The sequence below is a fragment of the Chitinophaga qingshengii genome (assembly GCF_014529935.1).
Classification (GTDB): Bacteria; Bacteroidota; Bacteroidia; order Chitinophagales; family Chitinophagaceae; genus Chitinophaga; species Chitinophaga qingshengii.
This window is the reverse complement of record NZ_JACVFC010000001.1, coordinates 3,709,092-3,732,760: the sequence shown is the minus strand read 5'-3', so window position 1 is coordinate 3,732,760 and position 23,669 is coordinate 3,709,092. Positions and strand designations below refer to the sequence as shown.

24 protein-coding genes are annotated in these 23,669 nt (G+C 48.5%); 7 read left to right on the top strand and 17 right to left on the bottom strand.

Annotation, left to right across the window (positions count from 1 at the left end; all coding sequences use genetic code 11):
• Positions 1-26: 26 nt before the first annotated feature.
• Positions 27-1,004 (top strand): NAD-dependent epimerase/dehydratase family protein, encoded by a 978-nt coding sequence (locus ICL07_RS14605; protein WP_188088626.1) that lies wholly within the window; start codon positions 27-29, stop codon positions 1,002-1,004.
• Here ICL07_RS14605 and ICL07_RS14600 read toward each other — a convergent pair whose 3' ends face one another.
• The 14 genes from ICL07_RS14600 to ICL07_RS14535 form a co-directional block, all read right to left on the bottom strand.
• Positions 1,005-1,691 (bottom strand): hypothetical protein, encoded by a 687-nt coding sequence (locus ICL07_RS14600; RefSeq protein WP_188088625.1) that lies wholly within the window; start codon positions 1,689-1,691, stop codon positions 1,005-1,007.
• Between the two features lie 66 nt (positions 1,692-1,757).
• Positions 1,758-2,702, bottom strand: a complete 945-nt coding sequence (locus ICL07_RS14595) for a UDP-3-O-(3-hydroxymyristoyl)glucosamine N-acyltransferase (RefSeq protein ID WP_188088624.1) — start codon at positions 2,700-2,702, stop codon at positions 1,758-1,760.
• A 462-nt stretch (positions 2,703-3,164) separates the two neighbouring features.
• Complete coding sequence (gene hemN, locus ICL07_RS14590) at positions 3,165-4,523, bottom strand: oxygen-independent coproporphyrinogen III oxidase (protein ID WP_223151840.1); 1,359 nt, start codon at positions 4,521-4,523, stop codon at positions 3,165-3,167.
• 2 nt (positions 4,524-4,525) lie between these two features.
• Complete coding sequence (locus ICL07_RS14585; protein ID WP_188088622.1) at positions 4,526-5,236, bottom strand: sulfite exporter TauE/SafE family protein; 711 nt, start codon at positions 5,234-5,236, stop codon at positions 4,526-4,528.
• 6 nt (positions 5,237-5,242) lie between these two features.
• Positions 5,243-5,680 (bottom strand): FixH family protein, encoded by a 438-nt coding sequence (locus tag ICL07_RS14580; protein ID WP_188088621.1) that lies wholly within the window; start codon positions 5,678-5,680, stop codon positions 5,243-5,245.
• A gap of 27 nt (positions 5,681-5,707) precedes the next feature.
• Positions 5,708-7,114 (bottom strand): cytochrome c oxidase accessory protein CcoG, encoded by a 1,407-nt coding sequence (gene ccoG, locus ICL07_RS14575; RefSeq protein WP_343071028.1) that lies wholly within the window; start codon positions 7,112-7,114, stop codon positions 5,708-5,710.
• A complete protein-coding gene (locus ICL07_RS14570) occupies positions 7,101-8,174 on the bottom strand; it encodes a cbb3-type cytochrome c oxidase N-terminal domain-containing protein (protein ID WP_188088620.1) in 1,074 nt (357 codons plus the stop codon). Before ICL07_RS14570 ends, ccoG begins: the two co-directional genes overlap by 14 nt.
• Before the next feature lie 9 nt (positions 8,175-8,183).
• Positions 8,184-8,363 (bottom strand): CcoQ/FixQ family Cbb3-type cytochrome c oxidase assembly chaperone, encoded by a 180-nt coding sequence (locus ICL07_RS14565; RefSeq protein WP_188088619.1) that lies wholly within the window; start codon positions 8,361-8,363, stop codon positions 8,184-8,186.
• 21 nt (positions 8,364-8,384) lie between these two features.
• Positions 8,385-10,553 (bottom strand): cytochrome-c oxidase, cbb3-type subunit I, encoded by a 2,169-nt coding sequence (ccoN, locus tag ICL07_RS14560; protein ID WP_188088618.1) that lies wholly within the window; start codon positions 10,551-10,553, stop codon positions 8,385-8,387.
• 40 nt (positions 10,554-10,593) lie between these two features.
• On the bottom strand, positions 10,594-10,752 hold the full coding sequence (gene ccoS, locus ICL07_RS14555) for a cbb3-type cytochrome oxidase assembly protein CcoS (RefSeq protein ID WP_188088617.1): 159 nt from the start codon (positions 10,750-10,752) through the stop codon (positions 10,594-10,596).
• Between the two features lie 7 nt (positions 10,753-10,759).
• A complete protein-coding gene (locus ICL07_RS14550; protein WP_188088616.1) occupies positions 10,760-11,143 on the bottom strand; it encodes a cupin domain-containing protein in 384 nt (127 codons plus the stop codon).
• A 101-nt stretch (positions 11,144-11,244) separates the two neighbouring features.
• Positions 11,245-13,677, bottom strand: a complete 2,433-nt coding sequence (locus tag ICL07_RS14545; protein WP_188088615.1) for a heavy metal translocating P-type ATPase — start codon at positions 13,675-13,677, stop codon at positions 11,245-11,247.
• A gap of 3 nt (positions 13,678-13,680) precedes the next feature.
• Positions 13,681-14,235, bottom strand: coding sequence for a hypothetical protein (locus ICL07_RS14540; protein WP_188088614.1), 555 nt, complete (start codon positions 14,233-14,235; stop codon positions 13,681-13,683).
• 102 nt (positions 14,236-14,337) lie between these two features.
• Positions 14,338-15,060, bottom strand: coding sequence for a Crp/Fnr family transcriptional regulator (locus tag ICL07_RS14535; protein ID WP_246485026.1), 723 nt, complete (start codon positions 15,058-15,060; stop codon positions 14,338-14,340).
• A gap of 41 nt (positions 15,061-15,101) precedes the next feature.
• Here ICL07_RS14535 and ICL07_RS14530 point away from each other — a divergent pair, with 41 nt between their 5' ends.
• From ICL07_RS14530 to ICL07_RS14505, 6 genes are all read left to right on the top strand, one after another.
• Positions 15,102-15,698, top strand: coding sequence for a pseudouridine synthase (locus ICL07_RS14530; RefSeq protein ID WP_343071027.1), 597 nt, complete (start codon positions 15,102-15,104; stop codon positions 15,696-15,698).
• 151 nt (positions 15,699-15,849) lie between these two features.
• Positions 15,850-16,725 carry a YicC/YloC family endoribonuclease gene (locus ICL07_RS14525; RefSeq protein ID WP_188088612.1) on the top strand — a complete coding sequence of 292 codons (876 nt, stop codon included), beginning with the start codon at positions 15,850-15,852 and terminating at the stop codon, positions 16,723-16,725.
• A 15-nt stretch (positions 16,726-16,740) separates the two neighbouring features.
• Positions 16,741-17,229: a gliding motility lipoprotein GldH gene (locus tag ICL07_RS14520; RefSeq protein ID WP_188088611.1), complete on the top strand. Its 489-nt coding sequence runs from the start codon at positions 16,741-16,743 to the stop codon at positions 17,227-17,229.
• Entirely contained in the window at positions 17,226-18,245 is a 1,020-nt protein-coding gene (locus ICL07_RS14515; RefSeq protein WP_188088610.1) for a sensor histidine kinase, read from the top strand. The genes ICL07_RS14520 and ICL07_RS14515 overlap by 4 nt, the downstream gene beginning before the upstream one ends.
• A 62-nt stretch (positions 18,246-18,307) precedes the next feature.
• Positions 18,308-19,018: a response regulator transcription factor gene (locus ICL07_RS14510; protein ID WP_188088609.1), complete on the top strand. Its 711-nt coding sequence runs from the start codon at positions 18,308-18,310 to the stop codon at positions 19,016-19,018.
• Positions 19,019-19,325: 307 nt separating this feature from the next.
• Positions 19,326-20,030, top strand: a complete 705-nt coding sequence (locus tag ICL07_RS14505) for a sensor histidine kinase (RefSeq protein ID WP_188088608.1) — start codon at positions 19,326-19,328, stop codon at positions 20,028-20,030.
• A 3-nt stretch (positions 20,031-20,033) separates the two neighbouring features.
• Here the strand turns inward: ICL07_RS14505 and ICL07_RS14500 are convergent, their stop codons facing one another.
• From ICL07_RS14500 to ICL07_RS14490, 3 genes are all read right to left on the bottom strand, one after another.
• On the bottom strand, positions 20,034-20,813 hold the full coding sequence (locus ICL07_RS14500) for a tetratricopeptide repeat protein (protein WP_188088607.1): 780 nt from the start codon (positions 20,811-20,813) through the stop codon (positions 20,034-20,036).
• 3 nt (positions 20,814-20,816) lie between these two features.
• Positions 20,817-22,772 (bottom strand): BatD family protein, encoded by a 1,956-nt coding sequence (locus ICL07_RS14495; RefSeq protein WP_188088606.1) that lies wholly within the window; start codon positions 22,770-22,772, stop codon positions 20,817-20,819.
• A gap of 169 nt (positions 22,773-22,941) precedes the next feature.
• A complete protein-coding gene (locus tag ICL07_RS14490; RefSeq protein ID WP_188088605.1) occupies positions 22,942-23,643 on the bottom strand; it encodes an SDR family oxidoreductase in 702 nt (233 codons plus the stop codon).
• Positions 23,644-23,669 lie beyond the last annotated feature (26 nt).

Sequence of the window (23,669 nt, the reverse complement as noted above, 5' to 3'; positions counted from 1 at the left end):
CTCCTTAAGTAAATGAAATAGTCTTCATGATTTTAGTAACCGGTGGAACAGGTTTTTTAGGCAGTTATTTGATTCGGTCATTGGTGGCAGCAGGCAAGCCTGTGAGAGCCCTTTACCGGACGGCCCCATCTCCCCGGTTACAGGACCTCTCCGGAAAAATAGAATGGATACAGGGCGACATCCTGGATGTATGTGTACTGGAAGACGCGATGCAAGGCGTTACCCAGGTATATCACTGTGCAGCGATCGTATCCTTTCAGCCGGGTAATGCCGACAACCTCATGAAGATCAACGTAGAAGGCACTGCTAACGTGGTGAATATGGCACTGGATGCCGGCGTTAAAAAAATGGTGTACGTAAGTTCCGTGGCTTCCATCGGGAGGGCGAAGGAACAGGCAGCCATTGATGAAGATTGTGAATGGGAAGAGAGCTCCAATAACTCCCGCTACAGTATCAGTAAGTTTCAGGGTGAAATGGAGGTATGGCGGGGCATCGCTGAAGGGCTGGATGCCGTGATCGTAAACCCATCGATTATATTAGGCGCCGGCTTCTGGGATGAAGGCTCCGGTACCCTGATTAAAAACGCCTGGAAAGAATTCCCTTATTATACTGAAGGTGTCAACGGTTTTGTAGATGTACACGATGTGGTAAAAGCCATGATCATGCTCATGGATAGTTCCGTGAGCGGAGAGCGCTTTATCCTGTCGGCCGATAACTGGGGATACCGTCAGTTGTTTACTACCATGGCCCATGCATTGGGCAAAAAGCCGCCCCATATTGCAGCTAAACCGTGGATGGCGGCCATTGTATGGCGACTTGAAAAGCTCCGCGGAATGTTCACCGGCAAACAGCCGCTGGTGACGAAAGAAACGGCGCGTACTGCACAGCTGAAGGTGTACTACGACAATCAGAAAATAAAGAATACCCTACCCGACTTCCACTTCCGGCCGCTGGAAGAAACCATTCAGGAAATAGCCGCCGCTTTCCTGGCCTCCCGTAATTAATTACCGCAACAACAACGCTCCTATAGCCGCAGCCAGTGTTTTGGTTGTTTCCGCAGGCGCATCTTTGCTAACCCATACACGGGGTTTATCGCCGGCAATAACTGCCGCTACCGGTTGACCGCGATACTGGAATTCATAACACACTTTTTCGTAGGAATTGACCTTGCCAAAACGGTTATGTGCCGTGATGCGGATATCCGTGTCTGCACAACGGAGGATACCGGTTTGTTTGTTGTTGTTCAGTTCCAGGTACCCGGGGGATTTTAATATCATTTCCCAGCGTTTCAACGGCTCATTTTTGGTGCCGTTGATCAGTGTATAGGAAAGGGGTGCACTGCCGTCCAGGTCTTTTAAAACGGCCGGTAAATCGCGATTGGAGAAGGCGATCCGGGTGGTGTTCATGGTTTGTACCAGGATGCGTTCATCGTTACCGCTCACGTAGAAACTGAACGGGTTTTGGGGGTCTTTGATAAAACTGCCCATCGTTTCTGCAACACCGTTTTTACGGGAGGAGGTGGTATACAGTCCGTAAGAAATGGTTTTGGCGGTCAGCCAGCCATCGTTCACTTTTACCGGCCACTCCTGGGCCTGGCTATACAGGTTGTTACCGGAGTTGGTGGTGTTGGCGGGTTGTTTGGTAGCAGTACAGGAAAAGAGAAAGAGAATGGGAAACAATAACTTTTTCATGAATGGCGGATTATGGGAAACGAATGACGAATGGAGAACGTGCAGCCATTCGTCATCCGTAATTGATTAAAGGGATTTTACTTTGTCCCAGATTTCGGGAATACGTTTTACCCAGCCGAGCTCTCTTCTTTTGTCGCTGGCTAATTCTGCCGGGGAGCCAAAATATACTTTACCGGCTTCGAGGTTGCCGGGCACACCGCTTTGTGCGAGTACTACGGCGCCTTTACCGATGGTCAGGTCTTTGTTGACACCTACCTGTCCCCACAGGATCACATTGTCTTCGATATGTGCTTTACCGGCAATACCAACCTGGGCAGCGATGAGGCAGTTTTTACCGATAACGGTACCATGACCAACATGGATCATGTTGTCCAGTTTAGTACCACGACCGATGATGGTATCACCGCTTACACCTTTATCGATGGTGCAGCCGGCGCCTATTTCCACATCGTCTTCGATGATCACACGGCCACAGCTTACCAGCTTGTCGTATATCACCTCTCTGTCGGCTCTTTTCTTGAAGTAAAAAGCATCCGCACCGAGTACGGTACCGGCATGAATAATCACGTTGTCACCGATCACGGCGTGGTCATAAATCGCCACGTTGGGATGTATCAGACAGTTACGACCGATACGCACATGATTGCCAATGAATACGTTAGGTTGTATGATGGTGCCTTCTCCAATCACTGCAGTATCACTGATCGCTTTCGTTGCCGGTTCAAATGGACGGAAGCGGTTCACCAGTTTTACATATGCACTGAAAGGATCGTCCAGCACTAATAGCGCCTTGCCTTCCGGACATTCCACTTTTTTGTTGATGATGATGATTGTGGCGGCAGACTGCAAACTGGCGTTGTAGTATTTTTCAAAGTCCACAAAAGATATATCCCCTGGTGTTACTTTATGTATTTCATTGAGGCCGGCAGCCATCAGCTGGCTGTTGCCAATCAGCTCTGCGCCTATGTATGCAGCGATTTCCGTTACTGCAACGGGTGCTTCAAACTTCATATGATCCGAGTTATTGAATAATGTTAAAGTGCAACAAAGGTAGTAAATCAGGGAACGCAACAAGCAAAATATGGAGGGGGTGATAACGATAACGGGGAAGTTTCAGACTGCTGTTATCCACAATTATTTTAGTAGTGTGAATAAAATTTTTTGTAAATTTTTTCTTTTGTCATGAAATTCTTTTTAATATTGTGTAGGGAATTTTGTTTCCCTGTACTTACTAACCCATTCACATAATAAGAAAGTCTGATTGTTCCAACGGTCAGACTTTTTTTATTGCCGCTGAAATCCTTTGTCAGCAAGCATTACAGCCAACAGCTATTTTTTTTCTCTTTGTATACTCCTCCTCTTGCCATTCATTGGAAGCTATTTTTATGTCCGGCTCCCCCATCTCCCGAAAATGCAAAAAAGGAGCAAAAACACGATTCAGTATCCTTTGCTCCCACTTTTTTGCCAATGAAATTATATTGCTTTGCTGAACAACTGGCTTTCGGGCAGTTTTCTCCACAAACGGGCATCAAATGCCATACAGATATTCCGGATAAACGGACGTCCTTTGGCGGTAACGGCCACCCTGTTCTTCACTACTTCTACCAGTCCATCCCGCTCCAGTTCCTGCAAACGCTGAAGGCCTTCCATCACAGCGTCACACTGGGTATCAGCCTTACGCCAGCTCGTTTCAAATGTACACATCAGGTCGCGGATATGACCTTTTAACAACTGATCTTCTGCATTGAGAATATGGCCGCGAATGATCGGAAAATCACCTTTGTTTACTTTCTCCTGGTAAGCCGCTACCTGTTTCTCGTTTTGTACATAGCCATAGCCGTTATCTCCGATGGAAGACGCTCCTAAACCAACCAATAAGGAAGTATGTGAAACGGTATACCCCATGAAATTACGATGCAGTTCGCCTTTCGCTGCTGCGATGAACAACTCATCGCCGGGCAGTGCAAAATGGTCCATACCAATCTCTGTATAACCATTCCGCGCAAAGAGCATTTTACCCAGTTCATACAAGCGCCTTTTCTCTTCGTCTTTCGGTAAATCTGCTTCGGAATAACGGCGCTGTCCTACTCCTTTGATCCAGGGAACATGCGCATAGCTGTAGAAAGAAATCCTGTCGGGCCGCAGTTGCATCACCTTATCAATGGTGTCCTGCATTCCGCAGGCGGTCTGTAACGGAAGCCCGTAAATCAGATCGAAATTGATGGCGGTAAAACCGGTTTTTCTGGCATGTTCTACCACCCTGGCCACCATATCGAAAGGTTGTAACCGGTTGATGATTTCCTGAACCCGTGGATCGAAGTCCTGTATACCCAGACTGATACGCCGGAAACCAAGGTTATATAACGTCTGCAAATGTTCGGGCGTGGTATTACCGGGATGCCCTTCAAAACCGAGGGAAGCATCCGGCAGTAATTCCGCATGCTGATAAATACCCTGCAACAGCATCGTCAGGTTCTCCGGACTGAAAAAGGTAGGGGTGCCACCACCCAGGTGGATCTCCCGGATACGGGGCTTACCATCGAAAGCGGCCACATACAGTTCCCATTCTTTCAACACGGTTTGCAGGTAGGGTTCCTCTACCGCATGGTTGACGGTAATGTGTTTATTACAGCCGCAGTAGGTACACAACTTCTCACAGAAAGGCAGATGGATGTAGATACTGATACCGTCTTTGTTATTGGTCGCCTGAAAAGCTTTTTTCAGCAATGTCTTCCATGTCTGGAGGTCAAAAGTGTTTTCATCCCAATAAGGAACCGTGGGATAACTGGTGTACCGCGGAGCGGCTGTATTGTATTTACGGATTAAGTTCATGATCATGAAGGTTTATGACAACAACGTTCCACCACTTTTTCACTGTGGGCAGACATCACAGGGCTGATATACGGGATACCCAGGTTCAGGCCGCGCAGGATCAGCAGAATCCCCATCACGCCTACAGCAACCGGTATCAGTGCACGGATACGGTTACGCATTTGCATACTGACCAGGTGGCTGAACCAGGTGACGGCCATCATCGCCGGCATGGTACCGGCGCCAAATGCAGCCATAAAAAGACTGCCTTGCCAGGTGTTACCGGTAGCTACTGCGCCGGCAACGGCAAGATATACCAGGCCGCAGGGTAACAGGCCGTTCAGTACGCCGATACCATAGAGGGTACTGAATCGCTGCTGACGTAATAATGCACCCAACGCAGATTTTATTTTAGTGAGATAAATACCGGGGAGATGACCACCTTTTGACCGGTATGCCCCGGTGTATTGCAATAGTACAATCAGCAACAGGATCACACCGATGCCGATAGAAAGCCATTGCTGTAAGCCGCCCAGGTACAACTGCCGGCCCACCCAGCCAAAGATCATTCCCAACAAGGCATAGGTGGTGATACGGCCGGCATTGTACAGCAGGATACCCGCCAGCTTCCTGTAACCGTCGAGATGTTGTACCGGTAAGGTGAGCGCAATAGGTCCACACATGCCTATACAGTGAAAGCTGCCCAGAAAACCGAGAATAAGTGCGCCTATCATGACAGATTAGTTAATGTGTAAACTTTCTTCCTGATAAAAAGGTTTGCCCTGGTTTTCCCACTGCAGCTTTACAAGGTAACTGCCTTTATGGAACAGCTGGCGGTTAATCACCAATATGCCATCACTGCTGAGATGCAGCGGCATTTCAACATCCATGGCGGCATCAGAAGGACGGTAGAATTTTATCTTGCCCGTAACGCTGGTACCATGCAGTTCCTGCGGGAAAGTCACCGCAATCCCTTCTGATTGCTGTGAGATCATCACAGGAGCAGAAAGGCTGTGTGCATTCTTTTTCCCATCGATCACCTGCTGGTATTTCAGCTCTTCTGCGTAATAGTCTTTGGTGACCATGTCTATTTTGGTGCGCATGCTTTTGGTGACCAGCGTCAGTATACCGGCTGCAAAAACAACAAACACGATGATGATTTTATGTCCCCAGTTCATGATGATATGATTTAAATGCTATAGAATTTATTGTACCGGTCCCAGGAAAGTAGTGCGCATCACGGCGATCCGTTTATCGCCTTCATACAGGCCGATATAAAGAGTGGATTTCCGGTTATGCAGCGCCGTTTTCGGCACGATGATAAAAAAGGTGCCCTCTCCCTGACCTTCTGCTTTTACTGTGATCGTATTTTTACCCATTACTTCCACATGTCCCGGTTCTTCTTCCAGTTTTAGCTGCAGGGGTATTTCCGCAGTGGTTTTATTAATCAGTTTAATACGGTAGAGGTTAGAAATGCTGTCCGTTCCCCGCTCCTGGTACAACATGCCGGCGGTGCGCATAATGGTGCCGCTGACAGGTTTGCGACTGGTGAGCATAAATACCATGGCGCCCATCAGCAGAAGGAGGATGGCAGAATAGATGCGCAGGCGGGGCGTAAAACGCAGCGGTGCTTTCTGTGCGATGCCGTTTTCGGAAGCATAGCGGATAAGGCCACGGGCGCGACCGGTTTTATCCATCATATGATCGCAGGCATCGATGCAGGCAGTGCAGTTTACGCATTCCAGTTGGGTACCGTTGCGGATATCGATACCGGTAGGACAAACTTTCACACACTGGGCACAATCGATACAATCGCCGATGGCCCTGGAATCGTCTTTACGGAACTTTCCGCGGGGCTCTCCCCTTTCGTAGTCATATGCTACCAGGATGGAGTTTTTATCGAGTAATACGCCCTGTAAACGGCCGTACGGACAAACAATGGTGCATATCTGTTCACGCATAAACGCAAACACACCGTAAAACACGCCGGAGAATACCAGGATGGCGATAAAGCCGCCGGTATGTTCGGACAATGGTGCGGTAATAATTTTACCCAGTGATTTGGCGCTGATGATATAAGCCAGGAATATGTTGGCGATCAGGAAGGATAATGCATAGAATACCAGGTGTTTAGCTGTTTTCCGGATGATTTTATCCGTGTTCCAGGGTTGTCTGGCCAGGACACGTTGGGCAGCGGCATCTCCCTCAATCCAGTATTCGATGCGGCGGAACATCATCTCCATGAAGATGGTCTGCGGGCACATCCAGCCGCAGAAAAGCCGGCCGAAAGCCATGGTAAACAATACGATAAAGAGGATGAAGGTCAGCATTGCCAGACCGAAGATGAAAAAATCCTGGGGCCAGAAAATAGCGCCGAACAGGATGAATTTGCCTTCCACTACATTGAGCAGAAATAAAGGCCTGCCATTTATGGATATAAACGGCAGGCTGAAAAAAACACTAAAATAAAAGATACTCAGAAGGCTCCGGATATTATAGTAGCGTCCTTTCGGCTGCTGTGCGAATATCCAGTTGCGCTTTCCTTGTTTATCAACTGTGGCTATACTGTCTCTGAACGTATTGCTGTCGGCCATGACTTTATTCTTTTGCACCTTGCGGTTCTTTTGGATTGGGAGGGTTGCTGCCGTGGATAGATTTCACGAAACTAGCCAGTTGAGCCAGTTGTTTCGGAGAGAAATCTTCCTGCCAGGCTTTCATCCCTTTGTCGGGTACGCCGTATTTGATGGTTTTAAAAACCTCGTTGATTTTACCACCATGCAGCCAGTAATCGTCGGTGAGGTTGGGACCTACCACGCCTTGTCCTTGCGGGCCGTGGCAGGGAGCACAACTGGCGACGAAAATTTTTCCTCCTGCTGCGAGGTCGTCGGCATCTTCGAGCATTTTCACATTGTTTTCATCGATGTTGTTGGCGGCATTTTTCAGGTATTCCGCTTTGGCGATGGCTGCTTTTTCTTCGGCCATAGCCAGCTCCTGGAGCTGGTTAGGAGCAGAATGGGAGATTTCCGTGCGCCAGAAGTATACTACGCCGAAACAGATGCTGAAGACAAAACCCCACTTCCACCAGGGAGGGGTGGGGTTATTCAGCTCATGGATACCATCAAAGTCATGGCCCATATCTTCTTCTGTTTCGGACGTAGCATCCAGGGTCCTGGTTTTGTTGATCTTCTCCAGCCAGGAGATGCGCGGTTTGGCAGGATCAGCTTCCTGTGCTGCCTTGTGCCTGCTTTTACGTTTGATACCGGCCAGAAAGCGCAGTACAAAAAGCAGGGAGATGATCACCCCGATCTCCAGGATAACAATGGACACTAATAGGTATAGGGAGGACTGGGATAGTGGCGTATAATAAGCGGCTGCTTCCGGCGCCGGACTGGTGGCGCTGGCTGGCAGACTGGCTGCCAGGGAAAGTGTGAACAACACCAGGATGGCCGGCAGTTTAGCGGCTTCTTTTTTCATTCTCTCACGATAGAGGTCCATAGCGCCTACCACCGCATTACCCAGGATGGCGATCACCAGTACCAATCCGATGATGACTGTCAGCAGTACCAGCGCTACCGGGTCCTTTAATTCGGATGGCGGCTTTGGGCCGTTGGCGAGCGCGGAGAGGCTGCATAACAGGCTACCGCTGAGTGTATATAATAGCTTCCTTTTCATATGTATCGTTTATAGGCTTTGGGTATCATCATTATCTAAGGGGATGCGGCTGATCTGATCCACCATATTACGGTCGGCCCGGAACGCCCAGAAGGCGGCGAACACGAAGAATACGGAGAAGATCAGCAGGGAAGCCATCGGGTAGATGCTGACACCGGCAATTGATTCCAGATAATTAATGAACTTCATGATCCTGTGTTTTTATGTTGACTAAAAATCGTTTTTGTCCGTGTGGCCGGTACCGGCATCCGCGGTAGCGGGCTTTTCTGCCGGCGCCATTTTAATATCCTTACCCATTCTTTGCAGGTAAGCGATCAGCGCTACTATCTCCCGATCGGCTTTGATCGGCAGCTTATCTTTTTCCAGTGCTGCAGCAATGCTGTTGGCCTGTTGGTCGAGATCTGCGATGGACTGTTTTTCGTAACCATCCGGATAAGGCACACCCAGTTTCCGCATCACATTAATCATTGCAGGTGTTTTGCCTTTGTCAATACGGTCTGTGAACAGCCAGGGATACGGCGGCATGATAGAACCGGGAGACATGGAGGTGGGGTCCAGCATATGGTTGAAGTGCCAGCTGTCCGGGTATTTGCCACCTATTCTTGCCAAATCGGGACCGGTACGTTTGGACCCCCACTGGAACGGGTGATCGTAGATGAATTCACCGGCTTTGGAGTATTCGCCGTAGCGGGCCACTTCATCCCGGAAAGGACGGATCATCTGGGAGTGGCAGGTATAACAACCTTCCCGGAGATAGATATCACGGCCATGTAATTCCAGCGGTGTATAAGGTTTCACGCTGCTGATAGTAGGTACGTTGCTGCGTATCAGGAAAGCAGGCACCATTTCCAGGATGCCGCCTATCGCTACCACTACCAGGCTGAATACCACCAGCTGAATCGGACGGCGTTCAATCCAGTTGTGCCAGTGTACTTTACCGTGGGTAGGGATTATTTTCGGCAGCGGTGCCGCTTCTGCTGCTTCATTGGCTACAAAGGAACCGCGGCGGATGGTTTTATACAGGTTCACTACCATCAGTACCAGACCACTTACATACAAAAGGCCGCCAAAGGCGCGCAGGGCGTACATAGGAACGATGGTGGTAACTGTTTCGAGGAACTGGTATTTCAGTTGTCCTTCTTCGGTGAACTGTTTCCACATCATGCTCTGCGTAAAGGCTGCCCAGTACAACGGAATCACGTAGAAGATAATACCAAGGGTACCGATCCAGAAGTGGGTGTTAGCCCATTTGCGGGAGTACAGCTGGGTAGAGAAAATACGCGGGATCATCCAGTAGAGGATACCGAAGGTCAGGAATCCGTTCCAGCCCAGGGCGCCTACGTGTACGTGTGCGATGGTCCAGTCGGTATAGTGGCTGATAGCGTTCACATTTTTCAGGGACAACATCGGTCCTTCAAAAGTGGCCATACCATAGCAGGTAAGCGCTACCACGAAGAATTTAAGGATGGCGTCTTCCCTTACACGGTCCCATGCGCCACGCAGTGTCAGCAGACCGTTGAGCATACCGCCCCAGGAAGGTGCAATCAGCATGATGCTGAACACAGTACCCAGTGATTGTGCCCATTCAGGCAGTGCGGTATATAACAGGTGGTGAGGACCAGCCCATATATAGATAAATATCAGTGACCAGAAGTGAATGATAGACCAGCGGTAGGAATATACCGGTCTGTTGGCGGCTTTCGGTACAAAGTAATACATGAGGCCGAGGTAGGGCGTGGTGAGGAAGAACGCTACCGCATTGTGGCCATACCACCATTGTACCAGTGCGTCCTGTACGCCGGCGTACCAGCTATAGCTTTTAAACAGCGACATCGGGTACTCGAAAGAGTTGATAATGTGCAACATCGCAATGGCTACCCAGGTACCGATGTAGAACCAGATGGCTACATACAGGTGTGCTTCCCGGCGACGCAGGATAGTGCCCAGCATGTTGGCGCCAAACACCACCCAGATCAGGGTGATAGCGATGTCGAACGGCCATTCCAGTTCCGCATATTCCTTACCGGTAGTATACCCCAGGAAAAGCGTGATGGCGCCACCAGCGATGATCGCCTGCCATCCCCAAAAGTGGATCTTGCTCAACAGGTCGCTGAACATGCGGGTTTTACATAACCGTTGCAGCGAGTAGTAAACGCCCATGAAAATACCGTTACCTACAAAGGCGAAAATCACGGCATTGGTGTGTACGGGTCTGAGACGCCCGAAGGTAGTGGGGGCGAAACCCAGGTTAAGCTCCGGTAAAACCAGCGTAAGGGCTGCCCACAGCCCTGCCAGCATACCGATCAGCCCCCAGAACATACACGCATAGGCAAACCATTTTACCGTGCGGTTGTCGTAATAAAATTTTTCGAGAGACATAGTGCTGTTTATTGTTGCTTAATAGATGGCTTATTTGCGTTTATTCGTTGGTGTTATCTTTTTTCTCTTCGAAGAGAATACGGTGTGCGGGAGAGAAATCATCTTCAAACTGTCCGTTTTTAACTGACCAGATGAAGGCGGCCAAAAAGCCTGCTGCTACAGCAAGACTGGCGCCCAATAAAAGAATAATCACGCTCATAACAGTATTATTTTACCAGTAAAAACCGGGTTGTTTCCAATGCTTGTAACGCATGTTTTTCGTTGGCTCCGAAAGTCAGCACATCGCCTGTTTCCAGCACCGTTACTTCGTCTTTCAGCATAAAAGCTACTTTTCCTTCCAGTATCAGTACCATTGCATCTACAGGTGAAACATGCGGTGGAATCTGGTGTCCCTGTTGCATGATGATGAGGGTAGCCTCTGCCCTTCTGCTTTTCAGCACCAGCCGGCTTGTTACTTTTCCGGTACCCTCTTCCTGTAATACGTTCATGGTTTTCATCAGCATAAAGTATTGATGTGTGTAAAACCGGCAAAGCATAGACAGCCCGTTATGCACAGGCAGCCTTGTGTTGCAGGCTGCCCGTACAGGCATTTCAATCGGGCTTTAATACTGGCGCTTTTAAGATTTCACGGTGTGTATGTTGTGTTGATAGCAAAGGTAGCAGCAACCATGTGGCACTGCAATGACATTGCTCAATCCGGAATATGATTTTTGTCAGACATTTCCCGGAATGCGCTGTTGGCAAGCATTTTACCATGCCATTCACTCAGCAGATAAGTCATCAGCACAATACTGATGGAACTGGCTGGCATAAGTATAGCCGCTACCAGCGGGGATAAGAGTCCTTGCACGGCGAAGTAAAGTCCGGTAATATTATATACCAGGGAGAGGATGAAACTGGCGAGGATAATGCGTTTGTTGGCTTTGCACAACTTAACGAAAGACAATAGCAACGGGAGTTGCTTTGCTTCGAGGATACCATCGCTGGCAGGTGTGAAGTTGTTGCTGTCTTCTGTGAGGGAAATACCGATATCGCTTTGTTTGAGTGCGCCGGCGTCATTCAGCCCATCGCCTATCATCATTACCTTTTTACCTTTTTTTTGCAGGGAGATGATATAAGCGAGTTTATCAGCCGGTTGCTGTTCAAACAACAACGCTGCTTCCGGACCCATGAGCCGGCGCAGGTTCATGGCTTCGCGGTCGTTGTCGCCGGAGAGTACAGACATCGGATAATGCCGCTGCAGCTGTTTGAGTAACGGCCGGATACCGCTGCGGTAGTTGTTATGAATGGTGAACAATCCTGCCAGCTTTTCATTGATAGCAAGATATACGATGCTGCCATCTACTTCATCCTTGCGGTGGGCGCCGGTAAATTCGGCATTGCCCAGTTTGATGAAATTACCTTCTACCCAACCGCTTACACCTTTCCCGGTTACATCCCGGAAATCAATAACCGGCATAGCGGCCCGGGTATTGCAATAGGCCGCGATGGCCTTGCTGAGAGGGTGGGTAGACTGCTTCGCCAGACTGGCAATCATACTTTCCTGGAACGGTGTAAGTGTGCTGCCAAAGTATTTTACATCGCTGCCGGTTTTGCCCGTGAGGGTACCGGTTTTATCGAACACGATGTGGGATGTATTAGCGAGGTTCTCGATGGCCTGGGCATTACGCAGGTATAACTGGTGCCTGCTCAGGATGCGTAAGATATGCCCGTTGGTAAAAGAAGAGGCCAGCAGTAAAGCACATGGACAGGCAATAATCAGGATGGCGGTAACGGCAGGCCATATACGGGATGGGTCATGCAATGCCCAGTAAGTGGCACTGATAGCGGCGATAGCCAGCACTACCCAGGTGAAGTTGCGGCCCAGCAGATGCACAAAAGACACATGTTTCTCTTCCTTGTTCTTTAGCTCGTCGCGGTTCCAAAGGCTGGTCAGGTAGCTTTGCGCTACTTCCTTGATGGTCAGTATCTCAATATTACCTTCCAGCTGCCGGCCGCCGGCATAGATAATTTCTCCTACCGCTTTGTTGACAGGGGTGGCTTCTCCGGTTACAAAACTATAGTCTATCAGGGCTTTGCCTCTTACGATAATGCCATCCGCCGGAACCAGTTCATTGTTATGTATGAGCAGGGTATCACCGGTTTTAATATCGGGTAAGGCAGTAGGGATTTCTTTCTGATCACGGATAACGTTGACGGCTATAGGGAAATAAGCCGTATAGTCGCGGTCGAAGGAAAGGCCCTGGTACGTTTTATCCTGCAGGATACGGCCTATCAGCATAAAAAACACGATTCCGGACATAGAATCGAAATAGCCGGCTTGTCCCTGTGTAACGTCTGCGATACTACGAATAAATGTTACCAATACCGCGAGCACAATGGGAACGTCGATATTGAGGAATCCGTGTTTAAGGCCACTCCAGGCGGATTTAAAGAATACCTGTGCGCTATAGAAAAATACGGGTAACGCCAGTACGAGGTTCATATAACGGAAAAGACGGTTCATACTTTCGTCGGTGTGACCGCTGCCGGTAAAGTATTCCGGAAAACTGAGCAGCATGATGTTACCGAAGCAAAAGCCCGCTACACCTAATTGGTAAATGAGGCTGCGTTTGATACCGGGTTTTTTATGCTGCAGGTCCTGCAAACTGATATATGGCTCATAACCAATGGCGGTAAGCACTTCCGCCACACGCCGGAGCGATGTTTGGGTATCGGAGAAAATGATCTGCGCTTCCTTTTTGCTAAAGTTAACGGTTACACGTTGTATGCCATTGTCCAGCCGGTGCAGGTTTTCGAGCAACCACAGGCAGGAGCTGCAATGGATATGCGGGATATAAAAATTGACATGGGTTTGTTTGTCGTCCCGGAACTGTATCAGCTGTTGCTGTATTTTCTCATCTTCCAGGAAGGCGAACTTATCTTTTCTGACGGTAATGCGTTGATTTACACCCGGTTTATTATTCAGGTCATAATATTCGCAGAGGTCGTGCTGATTAAGTATTTCGAATACCAGTTTACAGCCTTCGCAGCAAAAAGTTTTTTCCCCGATGATGATATCCCGGTTGTGGCAATCTTCCCCGCAATGGTAGCAGGTTACTTGTACGTCAGAATAGGTGGCCATGGTTTAGTCGATGCTTACGGTGTTAAGAATTTCATCCTGGCGGATGACGATGGTGTTGGCAGGCAGTACAGCCGGATACAGGATATTTTGTGCGATGTACAGCCATTGTTGCAGTAGTTGCTCTATGGTGTACATATCGCTGATACATATTTTATAGGCGGAGCTCCAGTAGCCTTGCAGCAGGTAATTGCCCGTTACCTGGCGGATTTTCTGAAGCAGCAGCATAATTTTCTGGAACGACTGCTGGATGCTATCGTAGGCGGCGGGTTGCAGGCTTTTACGGCCTTTTTTATGAATGGAGGCATTACGGATCACCGGGAAGATGATGGAGGTTTCCTTGCGCATCAGCTGAATGATTTCCGTTTGCATTTTAGCGAACAGCAATTGCTGTAGATCTGTGGTGGCCGGGGCAGTTGGGTCATCCTGCCTTTCCAGGTTAAACCAGGCCATTACTTCTTCTGCGGTGCGTTCTATCGGTTGGTGAAACTTATTCACGATAACGTCGCAGAGGGCTGCGGGCGTTAGTTCATGAAAGTTGATGATAGCATATGGATGCATGGATGGTATTTTTGATGGTACAAAAGTACCAGTACCCTCATGCCCGTAGAATGATATGTATCAAGGGAGAGTATGATATTTGTCAGTAGTCGGCCGGAACGTTTAGTCCTGTAGGTTGGCGGTTTTTACAATCTGGTGGATGTCGAGGAGGCGTATTTTTTTGCCTTCCAGTTCGATCATACCGTCTTTTTTGAATTCGGAGAGCAGGCGGATAGCGGATTCGGTAGCGGTGCCTACGAGGTTGGCGATTTCTTCGCGGGAAAGGCGGACGCTGAGTGTGTGGCCGTCTTCTTCGAGGCCGTAGGTTTCCTTGATGAAGAGCAGGGTTTCTGCAAGTCTTTCCCGCACCGGTTTCTGGGCGAGATGGGTGATTTTAAGTTCTGCTTTGCGTAGTTCGCTGGAGAGGATGCGCATCATTTCGAAGGAGAGGGCGGCATCTTTTTGCAGGATGCTCATGAACAGGTCCTTAGGAATGAAGCAGATAGAGGAATCTTCCAGGGCGGTAGCGGTAGCGGTGTAACGTTCGTTGCTCAGCAATGCTTTATACCCCATGATATCGCCGGCTTTCACCAGGCGGATGATTTGTTCGCGGCCATCATCGCCGCTATGGGACAGCTTTATTTTACCGTCGTTGATGCAGTACACCCCAAAGGGATAGGCGCCTTCATGGAAGATTACCTGGCCTTTTTTGTATACAGAGCATACTTTAGCCTGGTCAATCTCCTCAAGATTGCATTGTTCCGCTTTGCAGAAAACGGAGGAAAAACGGTCCTTGCAGTGTTGGCAAGCGGGATTTTGTAATGTGCTACCCATATCAATCTGCAAAAGTACTAATTTACAGCTCCTTAACCAAAGCAAATGCGGTCGTGTCGTTAAATTATTATGTAATTTATAAACCATATGAGGTACTGTCCCGGTTTACACCGGAAGGAGACAAATCCTGCCTGGCAGATTACTTTAAAGTGCCCCGGGATGTGTATCCGGTGGGGCGGCTGGACTATGACAGCGAAGGGCTGTTATTGCTCACGAATGACAAGTCCTTGAATAACAAGCTGCTGTTGCCGCAGTATGCGCATGAAAGGGAATATTGGGTGCAGGTAGACGGGGCGGTGACCAATGCCGCCATACGCCAGTTACAGGAAGGTGTGGATATTGCTGTAGATGGCAAGACCTACCATACCCAGCCCTGTACTGCCGAGATCTTTGCAGAAGAACCGTTTTTACCACCGCGGAATCCGCCTATCCGTTTCCGGAAAAATATTCCGGCACCCTGGTTGCGCCTCATTCTGCATGAAGGAAAAAACAGGCAGGTACGGAAGATGACGGCAGCTGCCGGCTTTCCTACGTTGAGGCTTGTCCGTTACCGCATGGAGGAAATCACCATAGCAGGCATGCAGCCGGGAGACATAGTACAGCTGAGCCGTAATACCGTTTATAAAAAACTGCGGCTACAGGTATCCTGATTTGAACAGATTTAATTATTTTGATATCAAAAGATCGGGGTATTCAACATTTTAGACCGGACCTTTCGCCCGGGGAAATGTCAAATAACCGCTGTCGGACAATACCAAATCCACAAATTTTAACTAGGTTTGTTGCCTACAAATATCAATTATGCTGAAATCAATGACTGGCTTCGGAAGGGCGGAAAGCACAAGAGGCGAAACAAGTATCGTGGTTGAAATCAAATCGCTGAATGGAAAGCAGTTTGAGGTAAACCTGAAATTCTCTCCCCTGCTGAAACCCTACGAGTTTGACATCCGCTCGCTGATGCAACAAACACTGCAACGCGGCACATTGGATGCCACCATCAACATTCGTCAGAATGGTGCTACCCGGCCGGTTGTGATCAATACCGATCTGGCAAAGTACTACTACCAGTCTATCACTATGTTGGCCAATCAGCTGGAACTGCCGCAGGGCGATATGCTGAACGTGCTGATGAAGCTACCGGAAGTGGTATCCCCTACTACCGAACAGCTGACAGAGGAAGAGTGGAAGGACGTGGAAGATACCCTGAAAGAAGCCCTTATTGACCTGGACAATCACCGTCAGGATGAAGGCCTGATGCTTCAGGGCGATCTGCAAACACGCATCGACAATATTGAACAATACACCGGTAAGGTCCGTGAACTGGACCCCCTCCGTAAAGACCGTATCCGTCAGCGGCTGGAAAACCTGCTGGCAGAGCATGTGGGGAAAGACAATGTAGATGGTAACCGACTGGAGCAGGAACTGATCTTTTACCTGGAAAAACTGGATATCTCTGAAGAACTGGCCCGCCTGGAAAACCATCTCCGTTATTTCCGGGAGATCCTGAAAGACCTGGACCCTTCGAAAGGAAAGAAACTGGGTTTTGTGCTCCAGGAGATCGGCCGCGAAATCAATACCACCGGTTCCAAAGCCAACGACGCTGGTATCCAGCAATGGGTAGTACTGATGAAAGACGAACTGGAGAAAGCCAAGGAACAAGTATTAAACGTTTTATAGCAAGGCGTACACCGTATGAAAAGACTATTTGGGGTAACCGCAGGCTTACTTTTGCTGGCAGCAGCCTGTAAGCCGATTAAAATGGATGTCTACGAGAAAAACCTGGAAATACCGGGACACGACTGGGCTTACGGCTACAAACCTTCTTTCGATGTCGCTATCCAGCCTGAAGATACCGCTACCCTCTTTGATATTTATGTGAATGTAAGACACTCCGATGCCTATCCCTACAGCAATATCTGGCTGCTGATAGGCACCCGGTACCCGGGCGACAGTATTCCCAAAGAACAACGGGTGGAGCTGCCCCTGGCAGACATCAACGGCAAATGGCATGGCAACGGTATCGATGATATTTTTGAACACCGGGTCCTCATCCAGCAAAAAGCCCTCTTCAACAAACCTGGCACCTATCGGTTTACATTTGAACAAAACATGCGGCAAAACCCGCTCCCCCATGTGATGAATATAGGTTTGCGGATAGAGAAAGCCGGCAAACGGCCATGATGAGAAAATTCTTTAATAAAATGCAGGAAGGAAAATCCATTTCCTTCATTTATTTGTTGGTACTGGCTTACACGATTGTGGCGCTTATCTGGTGGGGCGTATTATTGTCCCGCCAAAGCGATCAGATCATCCAGTTTGAAAAACAAAACCTCTCCCTCCGGATCGATAGCCTTACCCAGCCGGTAGAGCACCAGCTGGAACTTCAACGGATAGAAAAAGACGGTCATATGCGGTCTTTTAAATATATAGGAGAAGGCGCTATTTTTTTGGGAATCATACTGCTCGGCGCGCTCTTTGTATATAGGGCTGTCTGGAAGTATATGAAACTCAACCGGCAACAGCAGAATTTTATGATGGCGGTGACACATGAACTGAAATCGCCGATTGCTGCGGCCAAGCTGAATCTGGAAACGATCCGCCGGCATAAGCTGGACGAGGAAAAGCAGGCCAAGCTAATAGATAATACCATCCGGGAAACCAACCGGCTGGACCAGCTCTGTAACAATATTTTGCTGGCGGCACAGCTGGAAACCCACAACTATAAGCTGTTTAAGGAACCGCTCGACTTTTCTGCCCTGTTGGAAGCTAATATCCGGGAATTGCATGGGCGCATCAACACACATGTCATAAATGCAGATATTCTGCCACATGTGTGGCTCGAAGGTGATAAGCTGATGCTACAAATTATCCTCAGCAACCTGGTAGAGAACGCCGTGAAATACGCGCCCCGTCAATCTACGATCACCGTCCGCCTTTTCGAGTCCGGCCACCAGCTGAAACTTCAGGTGGCCGATGAAGGTCCCGGAGTGCCCGATGAAGAAAAAGAACGCATCTTCCTGAAATTCTACCGGCTGGGAAATGAAAATACCCGGAAAGCAAAAGGCTCCGGTTTAGGATTGTTCCTCACTGCCAAAATTGTAGAACAACATAACGGCATGATTTGGGTGAAAGACAACCAGCCTGCCGGCGCCTGCTTCGAGATAATCTGGCAGGATTATTCGGTGCAAAGAGCGTAAATTAGTTGACGGATTCATGCTTCGGCAAGTCCGTGATTTATAGTCATTTCAAACAATAACACATGAAGGAAGCGACCAAAGCATCCATATTACTGGTGGAGGACGAGGAGAACCTCCAGGAAGCGCTGAAGCTCAACCTGGAACTGGAAGGATATGAGGTGACCGCCGTAGACAATGGTACCGCTGCCCTGAAAGCAGTAAAAAACGAATATTTCGATCTCATTATACTGGATATCATGCTGCCGGAAATGGACGGCATTGCTGTCTGCGAAAACATCCGCATTCAGAACAATGAGGTACCCATCCTCTTCCTCAGCGCTAAAAACAGTAGCGCCGACCGGGTACTGGGGCTGAAAAAAGGTGGAGACGACTACATGACCAAACCTTTCAACCTGGAAGAACTCCTGCTCCGCGTGGAAAAGCTGATCGTCAAAAACAAAAAAATACAGGATAAAGACAGCGTACCCAACATTTACCGCTTCGGGGATAATACCATCGATTTTGCCGCCCAGGAATGCGTTGGCAAAGATGGCAAACACTACGAACTGAGTAAAAAAGAAGCCATGCTGCTGAAACTGCTGATCGAAAACAAAGGCGAAGTAGTAACCCGTGAAAAAATATTGCAGGTAGTATGGGGATATAACGTATACCCCACTACGAGAACGATCGACAACTTCATCCTCAACTTCCGCAAATACTTTGAGGAAGACAGCCGCAACTCCAAGTATTTCCACTCTGTAAGAGGCGTAGGGTATAAGTTTACTGAAGCCTGATCATTTGGTTATTTGGTTATTTTATTATTTAAATAATCAAATAGCCAAATAATCAAATAACCACTTTTCCGCCATTTCTCCCCGCTTTCCTGTAAAAATCTGCCTCCGGATAATTCCCGTTTCCACGAAGGGTTGTTTTAACCGATATTTATTGAACTGATCAGAAAGATGTTCAACTTTCCTGTAAACCTTAGTCGTGGTACAACATTTCATTGAAATAGTTTTTGCTGCGGGATGGCCGTACTGGCTGTTTTTTTTGTTAAGTCTCCTTGCTATTGTAGTATTTTTTATCCGACGGGAAAAAAGGATGAAAAGAGCTTCAGCGAAAGAAATAACCATACAACACACCTTAATCAACCTGGAACTCCATGCATTCCAGGCCCATATGGACCCGCATTTTATATTTAACAGCCTCAACGCTATCCATCATTATATCCTTACCACGAGTACGGATATGGCCTCTCTTTATCTCACACGCTTTGCCCGGCTCATGCGGCTCATGATCGGAAACTTCAACAAGGAATGGGTGACATTGCAGGAAGACCTGGAAGCGCTGGAACTTTACATACAACTGGAGCAGCTCCGGTTTGACCAGCAGTTTTCCTATCAAGTGAGGATTGTGCAGGATGTAAATCAACAGTTTACCATGGTGCCTCCCCTGATTATTCAACCTTATGTTCAATATGTGATCTGGCACCGTTTACTGATGCGGCCGCAGAAAAGTGGCGGCAGGCTCGTGGTGCATATCGGAAAAGACCAGAACCGGCTTTATATTCAACTGGAAGACAACGGTATACAGGCCAGTGAGTTACTGGATGATACCGGAGAACGGCAAGCTGCCGGAATCGATATCGCAGCGGAGCGGTTGTATATGATGAGTGAGAAATATCAGATGAAAGCGGGCATACAGGCGCAGCAACTGTTTGATGACACGCGGCAACCCAATGGTAACCGGCTTACCATCAGCATGGAACATATGCTGTCGTCCCAACATATACCCGTAGCCGTATAGGCCTTACAGGCGCTTGATCCAGGCGCAGCTGATCCAGCCGGTTTTACCGTCGGCCAATGATATTTTACAGTAGTCTTTCGTAGCATCAGCGATATGTACTTTCATCCCCTCCTGTACGTCAAAAGCGTCTTTACTGTTATCGTCGGGTGCTGTTTTTGCCTTGATATTGCTGTGCATGATAATGCCTGACTGGTGATTGTTGGCCACTGCATAGGTATCGATCGCCATCAGCAGATAAAGCGCGCACAACGTTCCCAGCGCATAATTTCCCCAGCGCAGGAATTTGTTTTTCCATCTGGGTAAAAAGGTGTTGAGCATAATACCGGCGATGACCAGCCAGAAGAATACAATACAGCCTATTGCCCAGCCATTGGGTTTGTGCAACTGTTGCAGCTGCCGCCACCATTGCTGAAAAAATACTAACGGTAACTCATCTACGAAACCGTTCACTTTCTGGTTCACCAGCGACAGGTTGTGTTTAACGGCTTCGTCGCGGGGCGCCAGCTGCAACGCTTTTTCGTAGTTATATACTGCTTCCCCGGTTTTGCCGGCCTTGTAATAGGCGTTGCCGGCATTAAAATACAGGGGTTTTATATTGTAGCCTTCGTCTATCAGCTGTTGATAGGCCGCTGCCGCTTCGGTGAATTTGCTTTGCTGATAGAGGCTGTTGGCCGCGTCAAACCGTTGCTGCGGGAGTGTCTGCTGTGCCTGGGCCATGCTGCCGGTCAGCAGCAGAAAAGCCAGCAACAGGGTTGTTCTGATATGTTTATATCCAGTCCTCATGAATTAATTTTTCAGTGCATCTTCCAGGTTGGTGATGATGGTCACCGCTTTGGAATAGGTACCCTGCATTTTATCATTGTTATGGGCGGGCGCATACAAGGCCACCTCACAGTTGTCGATCAGTTCAAACAGGTCGTGGGTATTGCTGCCGTTGATTTGACGGGAAGCGAGTTTATCCTGGATCAGTTGTTTGCTCAGATCGGCGAAAGGTATTTTCAGTTTATGACTGAGGTACCCCCATACGGCGCGGGAAGTTTCTTCGTAGAAGGCTTTGTCTTTCCCTTCCTTCAGGTACCGGGCTGCCAGTTCCAGCCTTTTGAGGGCCACTTTGTTGGCATAGCGGTGTTTTAACAGGGACGCGTTGGTGGTATTGTAGTCTTTTCTGCGTTTGTAGAAAACTACCGCACCGGCGAGCAGCAATGGTAATGCAAGCAATGCATAGAACCACGGATTGGTGATGAACCAGCTGCTGCGTTTGGACCATTGCTGAAGACCACCGTCGATGTTGACCAGTTCATTTTTGCCTATGCCGAAATCGTGTTTGTCTTCTTTCACCCGTTTACCCTGGGAAATATCGATCACGAAAGGTTCGGAGCGAATTGTTTTATAGCTGTTGGCTGCCGGATCGAAGTAGGAAAATTCCACCGGAGGAATGGTATGTTTACCGGCTTCCTGCGGCATGAGTACAAATTCAAACTGCCTGCTACCGGAAAGCGGGTTACTGTTTTTCTCGATGTCATCCGTCATTTTGGGATCGTACTTCTCAAATCCGGTAGGTACCTCCACTTTCGGTGCATTGAGCAGGTTTACGTTACCACGGCCGCTGATGGTTACTTTGAGCGTAAGTGCGTCATCGGTGCTGAGTGTATTTTTATCCACTACGGCGGTCATTTTGAAGCTGCCTACGGCGCCGTTGAAGCTAAGCGGGCGGCCTTCTACCGGGAGTGGTTTTACATTGACCTGTATCGGGTTGCTCTGGATTTTATACGGAACGTCCTGGTATTCTACTTCCGGACGGTTGAAGAAATCGTCGAAGAACGGGTCTTTGAAAGCCGGGTCGTTGAAGAAGTCTTCAAAAGGATCGCGGCCGCCACCGCGGTTACGTTTACCATTGCTAACGACTTTCACGAGCCGTACCTGGTTGTCCACTTCTACCGGGTCCAGTTCCAGGGTACCGGATTGCAGCGGGAACAGCAGTGTTTTACGGATGGTAAATACTTTAAACGGAATGCCGTTGATTCTTTCTTCAGTCGCCTGCGGCGGATTGGGCAGTTCTATATCTTTTGCGGAGAAACCTTTAAAGGCCGGCACTTTGGTAACACTGGAATTTGTCGGGAGCCGGGTATAGAGTTTATACGTTGCCGTTAGCTGATCGCCTTCATACAGGTTGGTTTTATCCACCTCTACTTTTAGGAAAATATTTTTACGGAGTTTTTCGTTGATGTCCTCCCCTTTTCTGAGAACGCCATCAGATACGTCTTCACTCAGGCCGTTGCCACCGCGGTGTTGCGGTATTGCCTGCTGTGGCTGCGGTTGTGATGGTTGTGCGGGTGACTGTGCATTGCCTTTCCGTACTTCAATGAGCACCGGGTTGGATTTGATAACATTGCCATTTACCCTGGCTTGTGCACCCGGAATGGTAAAGCTGCCCACATGTTTGGGTTGCAGCACATAATTCAAGGCAAAATATTCAGAGCGGCGGCCGTTGAAAATAGACTGGCCCTGCATTTGTGAAGGGCCTTGCAGCACTTCAAAATCTTTAAAACTGGGAGGTGTAAAGCTCGCTATGTTCGTGCCGTTTTCCAGCATGAATTGGATCTGGAAGGGCTCGTCCAGGGATACGGAGTTACTGCTCACGCTGGTGGTGAAGCGGAGTTCCTGTGCGCTGGCGCTAATGACCAGGCCCAAACAACACAAAACAGAGAAAATGTACTTCCTTATACTAAATCTGTCCTTCATAGTAATGTCAACAAATTTAACCAAACCCGCTCCGGAAGCGGTGTTAACTGCCGTTAAAACTTAGTTAAAAGATTATATATATCCAATTACGAATTACGAATTATAAATTACGAATGAAGAAATACGCTACGAACCATAACATGCTTAAAATTCGTAATTCGTAATTGAATCAGATATCTCCCAACATAGGTCTGAGCTGTATTTCCTCTACGACAGTTTGTTTGGCCAGTGTGTAGGCATTCCAGACAACGCTGGCAATATCTTCGGGGGGCATCATACGGTCGGGAGGTGCTTCGAAGCCGTCCCAGGAAGCGGTGAGTGTAGGGCCAGGGCTTACGGCAGTTACCCGCACGTTATGGGACATGAGTTCACGGCGCAGGTTTTTGGAGAATCCGAGCAGGGCGTATTTGGTAATGCTGTAGGAGCCGCCATTAGGATAAGCATGATGGCTGGCGGTAGAGCACATATTGAAGATATGACCGTTGTGCTGTGCTATCATAAGCGGCAGCAGTTCACGGGTAAGATGATAAGCGCTGTAAACATTGACGGCCATCAACTTTTCGAGCAGACCATCTGCTTCTTCATGGAGGGCGCCCGGGATAAAGATACCGGCATTATTCACCAGGATATCTACGGTAGACCAGGTGTCTTTAATTTTTTGTGCGAAAGCCATCACCTGGGCTTTATCGCCCATGTCTACCGATTCAGCGATGACGGTTACCGCCGGATTTTTTTGTTGGATAGCAGCCTTTGCAGTGGCCAGCGCATCTGTATTCCGTGCACAGATGATCACGTTGAACCCTTCTGCCGCCAGTCTTTCTGCAATAGCCTTTCCGATGCCTTTGCTGGCACCTGTTATAACTGCGTTCATAATTTCTTCGGTTAAAGTGGTAAAAT